The sequence below is a fragment of the Colwellia maritima genome, assembly GCF_022669015.1.
Taxonomy (GTDB): Bacteria; Pseudomonadota; Gammaproteobacteria; order Enterobacterales; family Alteromonadaceae; genus Colwellia; species Colwellia maritima.
Genome location: NZ_JAKKSL010000001.1, coordinates 456,392 through 472,897, shown reverse-complemented (window position 1 = coordinate 472,897; position 16,506 = coordinate 456,392). Strand labels below are relative to the sequence as shown.

At 39.3% G+C, this 16,506-nt stretch carries 16 protein-coding genes and 2 pseudogenes; 4 read left to right on the top strand and 14 right to left on the bottom strand.

The window, feature by feature from the left end; translation table 11 throughout:
* Positions 1-14 precede the first annotated feature (14 nt).
* Positions 15-2,069, bottom strand: a pseudogene (locus L3081_RS28865) (TonB-dependent receptor).
* Positions 2,070-2,322: 253 nt separating this feature from the next.
* Between L3081_RS28865 and L3081_RS02275 the strand changes: the two are divergent.
* From L3081_RS02275 to L3081_RS02265, 4 genes are all read left to right on the top strand, one after another.
* Complete coding sequence (locus tag L3081_RS02275; protein WP_242283148.1) at positions 2,323-2,589, top strand: hypothetical protein; 267 nt, start codon at positions 2,323-2,325, stop codon at positions 2,587-2,589.
* A gap of 4 nt (positions 2,590-2,593) precedes the next feature.
* Positions 2,594-2,893: a hypothetical protein gene (locus L3081_RS02270; RefSeq protein ID WP_242283144.1), complete on the top strand. Its 300-nt coding sequence runs from the start codon at positions 2,594-2,596 to the stop codon at positions 2,891-2,893.
* A 105-nt stretch (positions 2,894-2,998) separates the two neighbouring features.
* Entirely contained in the window at positions 2,999-3,355 is a 357-nt protein-coding gene (locus L3081_RS27870; protein ID WP_338027072.1) for a hypothetical protein, read from the top strand.
* The gene (locus L3081_RS02265) at positions 3,346-4,503 is read left to right on the top strand and encodes a PepSY-associated TM helix domain-containing protein (RefSeq protein ID WP_338027071.1); all 1,158 of its coding nucleotides are present in this window, start codon (positions 3,346-3,348) and stop codon (positions 4,501-4,503) included. Before L3081_RS27870 ends, L3081_RS02265 begins: the two co-directional genes overlap by 10 nt.
* Positions 4,504-4,550: 47 nt before the next feature.
* On the opposite strand, the gene L3081_RS02260 is transcribed toward L3081_RS02265, so the two are convergent.
* The 13 genes and pseudogenes from L3081_RS02260 to xdhA form a co-directional block, all read right to left on the bottom strand.
* Positions 4,551-5,756: a urate hydroxylase PuuD gene (locus L3081_RS02260; protein WP_242283142.1), complete on the bottom strand. Its 1,206-nt coding sequence runs from the start codon at positions 5,754-5,756 to the stop codon at positions 4,551-4,553.
* Between the two features lie 89 nt (positions 5,757-5,845).
* Positions 5,846-7,162, bottom strand: coding sequence for a guanine deaminase (guaD, locus tag L3081_RS02255; RefSeq protein WP_242283139.1), 1,317 nt, complete (start codon positions 7,160-7,162; stop codon positions 5,846-5,848).
* A 131-nt stretch (positions 7,163-7,293) separates the two neighbouring features.
* Complete coding sequence (locus L3081_RS02250) at positions 7,294-7,845, bottom strand: ureidoglycolate lyase (protein ID WP_242283136.1); 552 nt, start codon at positions 7,843-7,845, stop codon at positions 7,294-7,296.
* A gap of 63 nt (positions 7,846-7,908) precedes the next feature.
* Positions 7,909-8,262, bottom strand: coding sequence for a hydroxyisourate hydrolase (gene uraH, locus L3081_RS02245; protein WP_242283134.1), 354 nt, complete (start codon positions 8,260-8,262; stop codon positions 7,909-7,911).
* Complete coding sequence (gene uraD, locus L3081_RS02240) at positions 8,259-8,777, bottom strand: 2-oxo-4-hydroxy-4-carboxy-5-ureidoimidazoline decarboxylase (RefSeq protein WP_242283130.1); 519 nt, start codon at positions 8,775-8,777, stop codon at positions 8,259-8,261. The genes uraH and uraD overlap by 4 nt, the downstream gene beginning before the upstream one ends.
* Before the next feature lie 11 nt (positions 8,778-8,788).
* On the bottom strand, positions 8,789-9,862 hold the full coding sequence (gene alc / locus L3081_RS02235; protein WP_242283127.1) for an allantoicase: 1,074 nt from the start codon (positions 9,860-9,862) through the stop codon (positions 8,789-8,791).
* 76 nt (positions 9,863-9,938) lie between these two features.
* Positions 9,939-10,871 carry an allantoinase AllB gene (gene allB / locus L3081_RS02230; RefSeq protein WP_242283125.1) on the bottom strand — a complete coding sequence of 311 codons (933 nt, stop codon included), beginning with the start codon at positions 10,869-10,871 and terminating at the stop codon, positions 9,939-9,941.
* The gene (locus L3081_RS02225; protein ID WP_242283122.1) at positions 10,858-11,022 is read right to left on the bottom strand and encodes a hypothetical protein; all 165 of its coding nucleotides are present in this window, start codon (positions 11,020-11,022) and stop codon (positions 10,858-10,860) included. The genes allB and L3081_RS02225 overlap by 14 nt, the downstream gene beginning before the upstream one ends.
* A gap of 14 nt (positions 11,023-11,036) precedes the next feature.
* Positions 11,037-11,291, bottom strand: coding sequence for a hypothetical protein (locus tag L3081_RS02220; RefSeq protein ID WP_242283120.1), 255 nt, complete (start codon positions 11,289-11,291; stop codon positions 11,037-11,039).
* Positions 11,288-11,749, bottom strand: a complete 462-nt coding sequence (locus tag L3081_RS26190) for an XdhC family protein (RefSeq protein ID WP_274620281.1) — start codon at positions 11,747-11,749, stop codon at positions 11,288-11,290. The genes L3081_RS02220 and L3081_RS26190 overlap by 4 nt, the downstream gene beginning before the upstream one ends.
* A gap of 10 nt (positions 11,750-11,759) precedes the next feature.
* Positions 11,760-12,305, bottom strand: coding sequence for a xanthine dehydrogenase accessory protein XdhC (gene xdhC, locus L3081_RS26185; RefSeq protein WP_274620280.1), 546 nt, complete (start codon positions 12,303-12,305; stop codon positions 11,760-11,762).
* Between the two features lie 10 nt (positions 12,306-12,315).
* Positions 12,316-14,699: pseudogene (xdhB, locus tag L3081_RS02210) on the bottom strand (xanthine dehydrogenase molybdopterin binding subunit).
* Positions 14,692-16,188 carry a xanthine dehydrogenase small subunit gene (xdhA, locus tag L3081_RS02205; RefSeq protein ID WP_242283117.1) on the bottom strand — a complete coding sequence of 499 codons (1,497 nt, stop codon included), beginning with the start codon at positions 16,186-16,188 and terminating at the stop codon, positions 14,692-14,694. Before xdhA ends, xdhB begins: the two are co-directional and overlap by 8 nt.
* Positions 16,189-16,506: the final 318 nt, after the last annotated feature.

The following is a 16,506-nucleotide window of genomic DNA, read 5'->3' as shown; positions in this document are numbered from 1 at the left end:
CGAACCTGAGTTAATTAAAATGAGTAAGTCACAGAGGCGCCAATGTTCCTTGGGTCAACAATGGCTGAATAACCTTTGGGGTATGATCTGCCTGCCGGTTCATTGCTCACAAATTCTTGCTCATCAAGTACGTTGTTAACAAAGGCGGTAATTAACCAGTTGTCTGTTGTATAGTTTACATTAAGACGCGTTAGGGTGTAACCACCCGCAATACGTTCTTCTGTGTTGGCAAAGTCACCAAAATATTCACCCACATAATTAACCGATACACCCACATTGAATTCGTCAGTTAACCAATATTTTCCGCTAATTTTTGCGGTGATTTCTGGTGCTGAGTTTAACTCATTACCGGTCGCATCTGCGTAGTTTTCACCTGCGTCTTTAATATCAGTGCTTAATAAACCTACGCTAGCATTTAATTGAAAATCATCAGTGATCATTGCTGTTACGTCAAACTCTGCACCATAGGTTTGTGCTTTATCCATATTAACAATTGCACGGGTTGAACTGAGCGCTTGATAACCATAGAAGTTATTAAAAAAAGCGTTTGCGGTAAAGTTAATATTTTTAGTGACGCTACTACGCACGGTAAATTCGTAGGTATCTACCGTTTCTTCATCATAGTAATAGTAAGCTTGTGTTGCCCAGTTTAGTGCGCCGCCTGCTGCGTTATAGCCTCTACGACCACTTAACGATAAAGTGGTGTCGTCTGAAATTTGATATTGAAGTACTAACTTAGGTAAGGCAATGGTTTTACTTTTATCTAATAAAGCGTGATTTATATTATTACTAGGCATATCAAAATCACGGTTTTGGGTTTCTCTTTCGATTCGTCCGCCGGCAATGATTGACCAAGCGTCAGCAAACTCATATCTAACTTCACCATAAATAGCATTAGAATCACTACTGTCGTCACCACTGTATACAGTAGTGCCGCTGCTATTAAAGTCTTGCTCGCGCTCAAAATACGCTAAGCCAACAAAGCCATTGAGAGCGGGGTTATTATTACCAAAGTTAATTTTTGCATCGAGGGTGGTGTTGTTTTCAGCCATTATTACTAGTTGTTCGCCTGCTTCGGTTTCTGCGTAGGCATCCATTGTCCAGTCATAATCCATAACGGCGGCTAAAAAATCTATTGAGATCGAATCATTAACTGCATAATCAAGCTTTATGCTGACGGTTTCTGATTCGGTATCCATATAAACAGGGTTAATAGGTTCAAGCGCATAAGGATCATCGCCGGATAATATTTGCGACCTGAGTTACCTTTTTCATCATTGGTTGAGTAGGTCAACATCACTGAGAAATTTTCAATGGCTTTAGGTTGCCATAATAATTTGGTTTTAAGTCGGTTGGTGGTGATTGCGTTTAAATCATGCTCACTCAGGTTAGTATCATAGATAACTTGATTGTCGATAGTGTCACCATCAAGACGCTGAAAAGAGGCTCTAAAGGCGAGTTCGTCTTCAACAATTGGCCCAGAAAGGACAAAAGAAGAATCAATATAACTATCTTGATTTCTGTAGCCTAAGCGTGCTGCACCCTCCCAATCAAACGAGGGATCTTTTGTTTTTACATAGACTGCACCACCAATACTATTTCTGCCATTGTTTGGTTGACTGTGGCCCACGAAAAACTTCAACTTGTTCAACATCCCAAATACCAGAGTCGGCAGTTACAAATGCCACAAAAGGTTCAACCACACCATCAATTAAGGTTGATACACGTGCTTTGGCACCACCACTAAAAGCATTAAATCCTGATGCGCCACCATTGCCTGAAACTCCACGTATATCAGGTGTTGCACCCGATAGCACCACCACATTTGGAATATCTGCAATTACATTGCTCATGGTTAGGCTTTGCATAGTTTTTAATGTTTCTTCTGTAATGACAGACACTGAAGAGCTAGTGTCCTTTAAGCTACGCTCTGTTTTTTCACCCAAGACGGTAATTTTTTCCATAGACTCTAATTGCTCTGCATTGTCTTCTGCAAATGCGTAAGGTGTAGTTAGCGCTGTTAAAAAAGCAGCAGTCAGTGCACTGATTTTAAATTGTATATGTTTCATGTGAACCTTAAATTTTATAAGTTTTAAATATTAATTTTTGTAAGTAATAGTGATTTTGTAGATTTTTCTGGGCAATAATCTAACGTAACAATCCCGTCAATGCAAATGAAAACCATTGCTATTTGCATTGACGGTGGTAAAATGTCTTTCTGTCGTTTGAGTGAGGGTGAGGTTGACGCCTATTGAATAAATAACTCACTCGCCTATAGCAATGAAATGTAATAATAATTTTTATACGATGGAAACAATTGAAATGTCGCAATTTATAGCTCTAATGATAACGTTGATTGGCGCAACCTTTATTTATCTATCCAACAAACACCAAACTATTTTTAGCAAGCCGCTAAACAAATTTTGGCGTTTAATTGGTTTAGTGCTTTGTTTATTGGCTTTATTTGTTTGGTTACAAATATTTGTTACTAGTTCAGCCGTATTTATTTGGCTATTTACGTTAAATATTGTACTGGTGTGTATTCCGTTAATGACGTTGATCCCCCTTTTTTCAAAAATTGAGAGATAGCATAATGGCAAGATTATCAGCAGATGAAAAAATTCAGCCCCATTGGTGGGTGAAAACGTTTGCCGGACTAATACTGGGCTTATCACTAAGTTATGCATTCGTTATGATATTTGCTTGGTATGGTCCTGGCGGTATTGATACCCCCGTGAAAGTACAATTTAATATGTGGATGATCAGTCCTATTTGGCTACTTATTTTAAGCTTTACATATTTGTTTAAAACAGGCTTAAAAGCGGTGAGCTATTTATTATTAGCAAATTTGCTTGGTTACGGTATGTTTTTCTTATTGGGGGGCGGGGCATGAAAATTCGCGGCGATATATTACGTACCTATCAATCCATTCATACTTGGACAGGTATAATAGCAGGTTTAGTGCTCTTTATTGGTTTTTATCTTTGGCTCTTTGAGTATGTTCGAAAAAGAGATATCTCATTGGGCAACACCCTCCAACCATTATTTACCGCAAATTCCACTTGAAAAATTTGATACGTTAATTACAAAAGCATCAACTAATTTTGACAAAGCTCAGCAAGGTTTTACCGTTAATTTTAACGAACATGAATCGCCATTAATATGGACTGAAACAGGTGGTGGTAGAGGTTTACAGTTAAATCATATTGTTAAGCACGCTACATTGTCACCACAAAATGAGTTGGTTACACAGGTTAATACAAGTAATGAACTAGGCGATTTAGTTGATAATTTGCATCGCACAGTGGCATCGTTGGCAAGATCGGTCATGAAGACCTTGGTGTTTTGGTTTTAGGTGTAGCAGCCGTGCTTTATTTTTTAGCTTTAGTTTCTGGCATTATATTTTTACTGCCAACATTAACGAAAAGTTTTTTTGCTTTGAGAAAAAATAAAGGAGCTAATCGTTTTTGGCTCGATAGTCATAATCTTATTGGTGTGATCAGCCTACCTTTTCATATTATTATTGCGATTACTGTGGTTGTCTTTGCTTTTCATGATGCTTTCTATGGTGGGCTTAGTGTAGGTTATGGTGAAAGACCTCTCTTTGAACAACCGCAAAAATCAACTATGGCATATTCTATAAAACACTTGCCTACTATGAACACTTACCTTAAAAAAGTAAGTGAATTAACAGACGGTTATGAAGTTCAGTCCATGGCATTTTCAGGATTGAACTCAGCCCGCCCATCGGTTGGCATTACCATAATGAACACGCAAGAAATGATGCGTAATAGTGCAGGTGATTTCATTTATATGAACCCATACACGTTTGAAGTTACCTTTAGTAGCATACCGATGAATGCTGCGGATGTTTACACACCACTGATTAGTAGCTTTTTCTCGTTACATTTTGGTGGTTATGGTGGTGACTTAGGTCGTTGGCTGTATTTCATTATGGGCTTATTGGGTGCTTTTTTGTTTTATAGTGGTAACTTGCTTTGGTTAGAAAAACGCAGGCAAAAACATGCACAACAAACTAAGCCTAACCGTTTTATGGCTTCGTTAACTATTGGGGTATGTTTAGGCTCTGTACTGGCGGTAACAACAACACTACTTTCCAGTAAATGGTTATATTTAACAGGTGTTCAAACCAATAACTATTACTTATGCTGCTATTATGTGGTGTTTTTTATTGCGTTTAGTTATGCATTTGCTAGCGGTGCGGCAAAAAGCGCTATTAATTTGCTGTATTTAATGAGTTTAGCTTGTTTATTTATACCGTTAACCACCTTACTAACCCTTTTTATACCAAGTATGGGTTTATGGGAAACTAGGCAAGTAGCATCAATTATGGTTGAGCTTGTTGCTTTTGTGTTTTCTGGGATATTTTATTATGCGGCATGTAAAACAAAACACAGGGCTTATTATGGTGAACGTAATAGTATTTGGGCACTGTCATCCACAATACAACCATACGAAGACAAAAAAACCGTGCTATTGTAACCGTGCTAAATAATCTAAGCACGGCATAATCAAGGTATTGCTAGTCGCTATTTTCCAGTTTCTTGGTTAATTGTCGTTAACCAAATCGCTAAGGTATCTCGCTCATCGTTTGTCATGTTAGTTTTATTCATAAACGGCATATCTTTCGCGTCAATCACTCTCGCTTTTATCCTTGGCGCCCATTGTTTAATAGACGATATATCACTAAAAACAATGCCTGCTTGTGCCGATTTAAAAACATCATCGGTATTGTTATTTGAATGACAAGCGCTACAACGCTGTTCAATAATGGTTTGTACTTGCTCTGTAGTTACCGTTTGTTGTTTTTGCTCTGCCGTTAACTGGCTTGATTTAGGCGCAATCAAAAAAGCAAGCGCTAAAGTGGCAACAACCGCGCCCACTAATACCAATGGTTTTTGTTTACCAAAATGGCGTAACACAAAATATTGGCGAACTGCGGCAGTAATTAAAATAATAGCAATTAATACCAACCAATTAGCATGGTGGTTAAATGTCATGGGGTAATGATTCGAGATCATAATAAAGATAATAGGAAGCGTCGTGTAAGTATTATGAGTTGACCGCACTTTAGCGTTTAAACCAAAGGTCGGATCAGGTGCTTTTCCTTCTTCGACTGCTTTTACTAGTGCACGTTGTGACGGCATAATACCGAAAAACACGTTACCGGCCATAATAGTGCCGATGATAGCTCCCATGTGCATATACGCACCACGAGCACTAAATATTTGCGTTAAACCATAAGACAATGCTGTAGCTACAACAATTAAGATCATTCCTAAAATAATGCCGTGATTACGTAACTTGGTTCGCACTAATGCTTCATAGAGTCCCACACCAATCACAATAGAACCAATGCCTAATGCAATGGCTTGCAGTTGCGTTAAATCAGCGACGCGTTTATCAATTAAATAGGATTCTGCGCCAACATAAAACATTAATGAAAGTAATAAAAAACCAGTAATCCATGTGGTATAGGCTTCCCATTTAAACCAATGTAAGGTGGTTGGCATTTTTTCAGGAGCAAGTTTATATTTTGCCACTTCATAAAAGCCACCGCCGTGAATCGCCCATAAATCCCCACCAATCCCTTTGTCGGTTTTCCATTGTGGTGGTTTTTCTAAATGATTATCTAGCCAAACAAAGTAAAATGACGCACCGATCCATGCGATACCTGTAATAAGATGAGCAAAGCGAATAACTAAGTTAAGCCATTCTGTAATATACGGATCCATAATATTCCCTAAGTTTTTGCTTAGTTACGTAAACGTTAAATAACGTAACTTTTTGTTTTTTGTGTTTATACAAATTTTATTATTAGCTTTTATACTTTTTCGCCCATGACTTTTTCACCCATGACTTTTTCACCCATGATATAGGTCGATTTAATATGACGTTCGTCACCTATCATGCTTAAAATGAAAAGCTTTTCAGACAAGGTAGTACAATGTTGCATACGCCTCGCTATCAAGGGTGTTGCATGGTAATCAAGTACAATAAAATCAGCTTCCGCGCCCTTAGTGAAGTTACCTATAGTGCCTTCTAAATCTAATGCAACCGCACCACCTAATGTGGCTAAATAAAACGACTGAAATGGGTCAAGTTTTGCTGAGCGTAATTGTTGCGTTTTATAGGCTTCATTTAGCGTACTTAACATCGAAAATGTTGTACCCGCACCAATATCGGTACCATAACTAACATTGACATTAAATTTTTGTGCTTGCTGAAGGTTAAATAAGCCACTGCCTAAAAACAGATTAGAACTTGGACAAAAAGCTACTGCTGAGTTAGTTTCACCTAAACGCTGACATTCGCTGTCATGCAAATGCACACCATGAGCAAAAATACTACGGCGACCGAGTAATTTACTTTTATCATATACATCGAGGTAACCTTCGCTGTCAGGAAAGAGCTCTTTTACCCAAGCAATTTCGGCTTCGTTTTCACTTAAATGCGTATGTAAATATACACTCGGGTTTTCGCTCAGTAGCTGCCCTGCTTTATTCAATTGTTCTGTTGAACAGGTTGGTGCAAAACGTGGGGTTATCGCATATTGTAAACGATCGGTATTGTGCCATTTTTCAATAAGTGCTTTGCTATCATCATAGCCGCTTTGAGCGGTATCAGATAAATAATCAGGGCAATTTTGATCCATTAACACTTTACCGCAAATCATGCGTAGTTTTTTCTGTTGCGCAATAGTAAAAAAAGCTTCAACTGATTCTTTATGAACCGTACCAAAAACTAAAGCAGTGGTAGTACCTGCAGCAAGTAATTGAGTTAAAAAGAATTCAGCTACATTCTTACCGTGCTCTAAATCAGAAAATTGGCGTTCAAAGGGGAAGGTATAATTTTCTAACCACTCAAGTAGTTGTTCGCCATACGAGGCGATCATTTCTGTTTGAGGGTAATGAACATGTGTGTCGATAAAGCCAGGCATAATTAGCCCATTTTCATAGTGAGTAACCGCTATGTCTTTATCTAATGTGGGTAATAAGTCAACAGCGTCACCTACTTGTTCTACTATACCGTCTCTAATAATCAGCAAACCATCTTCCAGATATTGATAGCTGTCTTGTAGAGAAACTTTGGCAGGATCTGCTAAAAAGTGCAGTAACTCTCCACGAAATACTTTTAACATTTTTTCACCTATATTCATTCTTGCATATTTCGCCAATTTTCAATTATTTATTAACGAGATATTGGCGATATCTTCAAATCACATTGATCTGTTTGCGTTCGGTTATGTTTGCTATTTACAATTTAATAATTTCAAGTCGTTGCAATAACCAATGAACCATCTAATTCAAGCACATCACAGTTGTCGCCTGCGCCACCTCTATCAACCACTAAAAAGTCACTTTCGCTGCCCATTGCTAAACAAAAGTGATGCCAAGTGCCTTTATGGTAATTAACCCCTTGATTAGCCTTAGCGATAAAAACTTCAATTTTATTGAGTTCAAACTCGCCTGCCGGAGCAACAACAACCAAATAAAGATTATCGCCAAGCGGCATAAATGCTTGGCTACCATGAGGATGGCGTTCCATCATTTTTATAGCGATCGGTTGTGCTAAAGGTGTAGAGCGAAAAATACTGATTATGGCATGACCCATATTATTGTCTGCATCGGCCTCATTAACATCTACTTTGGCTAAGTCATGATAACGCTGCGTATAGCCATTATTGATCGGAAAGTTTTTTACCTGGTCACTTGCCTCAATAACATCACCAAAAGCAGCAAATGCACTTTGTGTCAGAGGTTTTGGGCTTAGCGTTTTAGGCGTTAGCTTTGTTGGCGCAATAAATGGCAACGTATCCGTCATAATCTTTCCTATTTAGTTATCTTGATATTAGTTATCTTGATAATATTCGTCTAAGCACGTGTATTAGCTACCACGATAAGTTGAATAACCAAACGCCGTTAGTAACAAAGGAATGTGATAATGGCTAGCACTGTTATGCGACACATCATCGAGCTCGAAAACAATATCTACATATGGATAAAATCCCGTTTCGTTATTAGATGCAAAATAAGGCTTAGTGGCAAAGTGCATGCGATAAATCCCTGCAGCAAGTACCACATCATCAGCTAACAAATCAGCAACTCTACCGTCAGTGTTAGTAATACCTGTGGCTAATTGCTGCCAACTATCACCCGTTTGCGCAAATAAGGTGATCGGTAAGCCTTTTGTCGGTTTGCCACGAGTGGTGTCTAAAACATGAGTAGTTATTTGGCTCATAGTAATTTCTCTAATCTAAGGTGAAATATCTTACGTTGTTCTTCTGCTGCATTAGCCAGTTCGGTTGCTTTATCATTCGGCAAACGCGCCTCTAACAGCGCTAACATTTGTGCCGCGCTTTTACCGGTTGCACAAACAATAAAAATAAAGCCAAACTTTTTAAGGTAGTCAGCATTACCTTGGGCTAAAGCTTGTAACACTTGTTCACTGGCTTCGTTTACTGCGCTTTGTTCACCACTAGCCAATGCTTTAGTATTGGCATATTTAGCACGTAGTGTATCAACATTACCTATTTGCGGGTGTCCTTCAAAAGCTTCTAAATAATCAACTTCGCCTAACGCTTGCCAAGCAGCATCGGCATGCTCATTTAAGCTACGTTCGTCGGCATAAGGCCGAGCGGCAACCATAGCGTTCACCCAACCATTTGAGGTACAACATTGCATAAAACGATGCGTTGCTTGCTCTACACTAGCCTTATTTAAGTTGTTTAAGCCTTTTAAATTTTCTAAACTCATACACACTCCTGTTACTGTGCTCGTTTGCCAAACACACGCAGTCGAGAAACACCACCGTCAGGGAAAATACTTAAACGCACATGAGTAAAGTGTTGTTTGTTATTAGCAAGGATTTCACTAATAAATAAATGTTCACGGTTAGCATATAATTTAGTGCGCGCAATAATCGGTTGCCATTGATCTTCTTGTTGACCATCACTAAAGTCATCGTTACTTGATACCATGCCTTCTAGCGTGAAAGTGTCAGGGTAGTTACCTTTAAAATGACAAGTATCAACAATGACTTTTTCAATACTACCTTGGCATGCTAGTTTAACAATAGACCAATCTGGACCTGGGTCACGACGACGTTTAGTTTCCCAACCATCGCCCATATTTTTACCTCGACCTGGTAAAATCAAATTGTTTTTATCACTAAAAAACATGTCACTTACTAACAACGCTTTACCACCGTTTTTAATTAAGGCTAAGTCAATTAGTTCGCCGTCAATAAATTCATTCCAATTTACGTCGGCTTCCCCATAAACCCTAAGTCTTGCAATACCGCCATCAGGAAACATATTTAAACGTACATGAGTATAAGATTTGTTATTGTTGTGAGTATCGGCACTGTTAACTTCAAAAATATTTTGGCTATGTGGTTCAACTAATGTTTGCGCTAGGACGGTTTCCCAAACAGTTTTTTCATTAGGTTCAACGTCACTTACACAAGCTTCAACAGAGACCATTTCAGGTGCATTACCACGGAAATAATTAGTATCAATGTCAAAACCGCGAATAACACCTTTAATGCCTAAGCGAATAATACACCAATCAAAGTCACGACCATCATCTCGGCCATAACTACGACGAGACTCCCAACCGTCCATCCATTTACCTCGGTTGGTAAATTTGTCATCGATGAAAATACCGCGTCCTGGTTTAATTAAATTTTCCATGCCGGCAAAAAAGTCATCACTACAAGACAATGTTTCGCCGCCAAGACGTTCGGCTAAATCCACACTGTGTGTTTTTAGTTTGCGTTCTAATTCTAGTGGCTCTCCACTCAATTTATTCTGTTGTTGAGTATCTATGTCTAACATCATGATTTGTTCATCCTAATTATTTATACTTATTTTTATATATTTTCTTATTCATAACTTAACGTTTGTAATAGCCTGATTAAAACTGCCCTTTAAGTAGCGGTTTTCCTATCGGCACATTATTAAATTGATCTTGTTGATATACATGATGACCACGCACAAACGTATGTAATACTTGACCCGTAACCATACGACCGGCATATGGAGTAATATTGTGGCGGTGTTTAATCATCGCATTGGTGATTTCGTAGCTAGTATTTGGGTCAAACACTAAAAAGTCCGCATGAAAGCCAAGCGATATCTGCCCTTTAATTTGATCTAGCCCTGCAAATTTCGCCGTTTCTCTGGACATCAACCGTGTTATATCAACCAAACTAAAGCCACGTTCTTTTGCTTCTGTCCAAATCAATGGCAAACCAAACTGTAATGCAGAAATACCGCCCCATGCTTTCTCAATATCGCCAGTATCTATGTGTTTTAGCTCTGGCGTACAAGGCGAATGGTCTGACACAATAAAATCTAGGCGACCATCTGTAATTGCTTGCCATAAATGCTCGCGATTTTGGTTATCGCGAATTGGCGGACAACATTTAAATAAAGTTTTACCGTCAGGAATATTTTCAGACGCTATGGTTAAGTAGTGTGGGCAAGTTTCGGCTGTAAAACGTAAACCTTCTTGCTTCGCTTGTGCAATAGTCGCTAACGCTTCATCAGAAGATAAATGCACAATATGCACTTTACAGTTATCACCTTTAGCTTTTGATTCACGTGCCATTTCGACCATTAACGAAATAGCATCGTTTTCCCATTTTTTCGGACGAGACGCTAAGAAACTATTGTACTTTTCATTGATAACAACTTCATTAAAGCCACCACAGTCTAATTCCGCATGAATTAAATAAGGCACATCATGTTTCGCTAATATAGGCATTGCCGCGCGAATATCTTTTGCTTCAACGTTAGGAAATTCTTCTATACCTGAATCAATGAGAAATGATTTAACGCCTAACACTCCGATTAAGTAACTCGTCTAAGTCATCAATATTTTGTGGAATAACACCGCCCCAAAACCCGCAGTCTACCCATAATTTATCGTCAACCGAATCGAGTTTTTCTTGAAAAGCCGCTTTGGTAGTAGTTACCGGAATACAATTAAGCGGCATATCGACTAAAGCAGTTATACCACCGGAGCAGCGGCTTGTGTTGCGGTATTAAAACCTTCCCATTCGGTACGTCCTGGCTCGTTTATATGTACATGCGAGTCAACTAGCCCTGGCATAATAACGTAGTCACCAAAGTCTTTAATTTCACAATCTAGTGCTTGTTCGTATGCATGAATAGCATAAATGAGCTCGTCTTTAACTTCGATTAAAGCAGATTTTATTTCACCATTAATTACGACATTTTTACTTTTTAATGCAAAATGATTCACTTTAATGCTCCAATTTCAGTTTTTGTCTTAGGCTCAGTTATCCGCTCAGATGTTTGCTCGAACATTGGCTCTGCTTGAAGCTGAGCGGTTTGTAGTGAAAGCAGCTGTTTAATTTCTTTCCAAGCAACACCCTTGTTTTTACTTGCTTGCTCATTCGTCGGCTGTTCACTGGGTAATAAGGCCTGATAAGATTCTATAATTTTCCCTGCAACACTGATGGCAACTTCCATCGGCATTTTACCCACCACTTGTTCAAGTCCTATGGGGCAATTCATACGCTTTACTAACGACGGGCTTATTTCTCGGTGCTTATAACGTTGTTGAAAGCGTCGCCATTTGGTGTCTGAGGCAATTAAGCCTAAATAATGAAAGTCTTCACGTTTGAGTATTTCAAGGCTAATGTCAAAATCTAACTGGTGATTATGGGTCATTACCACATAAAGACTGTTACTTGCCATGTGCGATATTTCACTGGTCCGGATCGTCGGTAATAAGTTTAGTGACATTCGCGTATCGCTCAGTATTTGGCGGGAATTGTGATTCACGATTATCAACCCAAGTGACACGGCAAGGTAACCCGGCTAACATCGGAATTAATGCTTGCCCAACATGACCGGCACCAAAGACCGCGATATGAATAGTGTTAGCCGCAAAACATTCAAACAAGATGCTAGCATTACCACCACAACATTGTCCTAACTGGCTGCCTAATTGAAAATGTTCGATTAGTTGGCAATCATTATTTTCTGCTAACAGTTTTTTAGCTTGCTTTATTGCTTTATGTTCAAGGTGACCACCACCAATAGTATCAAAAGTATTGTTTTGGCTAACCACCATTTTAGTGCCGCTATTACGTGGTGTAGAGCCTGTTACGCCGATAATAGTAATCAACACATATGACAGTCCTCGCTGACCTAGTTTAAGACTGGCTTGATTCCAGTTCCATTTAAACGCGTCATCATGTTCTTCGGCGCAATCACCTTTTGCGACATTATGATCATTATAAAGTGTCATCTTGCGATCCTTACTGATTAGCCGCTTTCATTGATTCAACCGCCCAAAGTACTCGCTCTGGTGTTGCCGGTGTATCAAGTATAGGACTTTGTTTGTAATCAGAAACACTTGAAATAGCATCTTTTAGCGCAGACCAAACAGACATACCCAACATAAAGGGTGGCTCACCTACGGCTTTTGAGTTGTATATCGTATGTTCGCGATTAGTTGCATCTGGCACTAAAGCGACGCGGAAATCTTCTGGCGCATCGTTAATCGCCGGTATTTTGTAGGTTGCAGGGTTATTTGACAGTAATCGCCCTTGTTCATTCCACACTAACTCTTCCGTTGTTAACCATCCCATACCTTGAACAAAAGCCCCTTCAATTTGGCCTATATCAATAGCAGGGTTAATTGAATGACCAACATCTTGCAAAATATCGGTACGTAGGGTTTTATATTCACCCGTTAAGGTATCAATAATCACTTCAGACACTGCCGCACCCGTTGCAAAGTAAAAGAATGGATGCCCTTTACCTGTTGCGCGGTCAAAGTGTATTTTAGGGGTTTTATAAAAACCAGTAGACGATAATGAAACACGCCCCATGTAGGCTAATTGCGAAAACTCTGCAAAACTAAAGATTTGATCACCAACAATCACATTACTGTTTTCAAACTTCACTTGGTCAGCAGTAACTTGATATTGCTCACAAGCAAAATCAATTAAACGCTGCTTAATGGTTTTTGCTGCTGCTTCTGCTGCTTTACCGTTTAAGTCTGTTCCTGAAGAAGCTGCCGTTGGTGAGGAGTTTGGTACTTTGTCAGTACGTGATGAAGAAGTAGCCACCGTATCAACATTCACTTGAAATTCTTCAGCAACAATTTGGGCAACTTTGGTATTTAGCCCTTGGCCCATTTCACTACCACCGTGACTTAAATGAATAGTGCCATCGGTATACACATGAACAAGCGCCCCAGCTTGATTAAGATGTTGCACTGTAAATGAAATACCAAACTTAACGGGGGTTAATGCAATACCCTTTTTAAGAATTTCGTTACCTTTATTAAACTCAGTTATTGCTTTACGACGTTTTTGATAGTCAGAACTTTCTTCTAACGTATCAATGATTTCAGCTAGATTGTTATGCTCAATTTTTTGGTGATAGTGGGTTTCATTACGCTCATCTGTTCCATATAAATTAGCTTTACGAATGGCTAAAGGGTCTTTACCAGTGTGGCGAGCGATATCATCCATCACCATTTCAATCGTCATCATCCCTTGAGGACCACCAAAACCACGAAAAGCAGTATGTGACACAGTATTAAGTTTACAACGGTTTCCCGTAACGGTTGCTTGATCTAAAAAGTAGGCGTTATCAGAATGAAACATCGCTCTGTCGGTAACGGCATCAGATAAATCGGGTGAGTAACCACAGTTACTATTCACTTCAATATTGATCCCTTTAATTTGACCCTTGTTGTCAAAGCCTACCGTATAATTGTTCTCAAAGGGATGACGTTTACCTGTCATAACCATGTCATCTACACGAGCTAATTTAAATTTAACAGGGCGCTTAGTTACATTAGCAAGCAAAGCAGCAATACATGCCCAAGGAGCAGCTTGCGTTTCTTTACCACCAAAACCTCCCCCCATACGACGCATATCTACTAGCACTTTATTTAAGGGAATATCTAATACTTCAGCAACCACTTTTGCACTTCGCTCGGGTGTTGTGATGAAGTATATATGTTCATGCCACCGTCTTCGGTTGGCTCAGCGGTTGATACTTGCCCTTCAAGGTACATGTGCTCTTGCCCACCCACAAAAATTTTACCTGACAACTGGTGTTCAGCGCCTGCAATGGCTGTGTCTGAATCACCACGCTTCATGGTAAATGGCGGACGAACAAAACTTTTTTTGGCTAATGCATCTTTAACCGTTAGTACTGCTTCAAGCTCTTGATACTCAACTTTAGCTAATTTAACCGCTTTTCGTGCTAGTTCAAAACTCGTTGCCGCAACCGCAAATATTGGCTGACCCACATATTCTACTTTACCAATAGCAAGCACAGGATCGCCAGGAAACACAGGACCAATGTCCGTATGTCCTGGCACGTCTTCCACGGTAATTACGGCGATAACACCTTGAGCTGCTTTAACAGCTGACAAGTCCATAGAAACAATATTAGCGTGCGCATGTATTGATTGACCGACAGCAGCATGTAATTCGCCACGTAAAGATGCACGGTCATCAACATAAAGTGCTTCACCGGCAACTTGTTTGTCGGCACTTTCGTGCTTTTTAGAGCGACCAACGCCACCTAAACCCACATTGTTTTTTTCGTTTTCAATACTTGCGTTGTTGTTATTTGTTGTTTTTACATTAACCTTATTTATCTCTATTAAGCTACGCATAATTTACCACTCGTGTTTCTATAACTTTTCTTGCATTAGCGCTTTGAAGCTCTAAGTAACATTTTTCAATAAGGTTTTGAGCAACCGTCATACGGTATTTGCTCGACGCACGAACATCCGACATAGGTTGAAAATCACGCGTGAGTGCTTCTTTTGCTTGGCTGATAAGTGCTTTCGTAAGAATTTGCCCTTGCAACACAGCCTCTGCGACTAGCGCTCGCCTAGGAATAGCTGCCATACCACCAAAAGCCATACGAATATTGGTAACCTTTTGACCAGTTTCTTGGTCATTAGCGCCGACTTTCTGCTCAATAAATATCGCCGCTAATACCGCTGAAATGTCATCATCAATACGTTTAGATATTTTATATAGTTTTAAGGTTTGGCCTTCAACAGGCTTAGGGATTTGCACTGACTTGATAAATTCTGAAGGCTGTAGCACGGTTTTTTTATAATCAACGAAGTAGTCTTCTACTAGCATGGTGCGTTCTACGCCATTAGCATGTAAAGTCATCGTTGCACCAAGCGCAATCAGTGTCGGCGGCATATCACCAATAGGTGATGCATTACCAATATTTCCACCTAAAGTACCCGTATTACGCACCTGCTTAGAGCCAATACGCTCAATCATTTCACCTAAATCAGGGTAATAATGATGCAATGTATCAATAAACTTGCTGTACGGTAGCGCTGAACCAATAATGATCTCAGACTCGGTTTCTTCAATAGTCGTCAGCTCTTCAACATTACCCAAATATACAAGCTTATCTATAGTAGTTAAATTCTGCGTAACTGACAGTGCTAAATCAGTTCCGCCTGCTAGTAACGTTGAGTTAGGCTCACTCAATAGTTCATAAGCGAGTTCGTCAATATTTTTAGGCGCAATAAAGTTATGGCCGTTATTTGAGAGTACTGGCGTAGGTAATTTTTTTAATTCAGTAAGTGCACTAACCGTTTCTTGATAATGGCGAGCAAACGAATCAGCTTCAGCGTGCTCACTTGAGGTAATAGCCGCTTCAATAATGGAACGATAGCCAGTACACCGACATAAATTTCCCGCTAACGCTTCAAGTACCTGTGCACGTGTTGGCGTTTTAGTCTGTTTATGTAAAGCAAAGGACGACATAACAAAACCCGGTGTACAAAAGCCACATTGTGAACCGTGATTATCAACAATGGTTTGTTGAGCATGATGCAACTTAGCGCCGTCTTTTAAGTTCTCAACCGTAATCAACTGTTTACCATGCAAATTACCTACAAAAGTAATACAAGCGTTGACTGATTTATAATTAAGTTGCTCACCTTTATCACTGTCCAACTCTGCAAGTACCACGGTACAAGCGCCGCAATCGCCAGAGGCACAGCCTTCTTTAGAGCCAGTATTAAACTGGATTTCACGAAGGTATTGCAGAACGGTTAAATTCGGATCAATATTTTCTAGGGTTACAACATCATTGTTCAATAAAAAACGAACTGTACTATTTGTCATGTTTAATTCCGTCATTGCTCTTGTTTATGTGAACCATGCTCAATTTCCAATAGATACAATATAGCAGAATAAAAACCTGACACAAGTGTCAGATTGTAGAAAGGTTAATTATATGCATAAGACATGGAGTAAATAATAGCGAGCTTCAAACAAGCAAAAGAGCTCAACGTCAAGACACTGCCTCTTAGGATAAGAAACCTAAGCTCGGTTTAAGATATGCTTAACTTGTTGAAAATTAGACATTAAAATTTTTATTCACTTCTAGCTTGATAGTTTTACTACTTTAGTCCGCAAAATAAGCAAGGCAAATTTACGCGT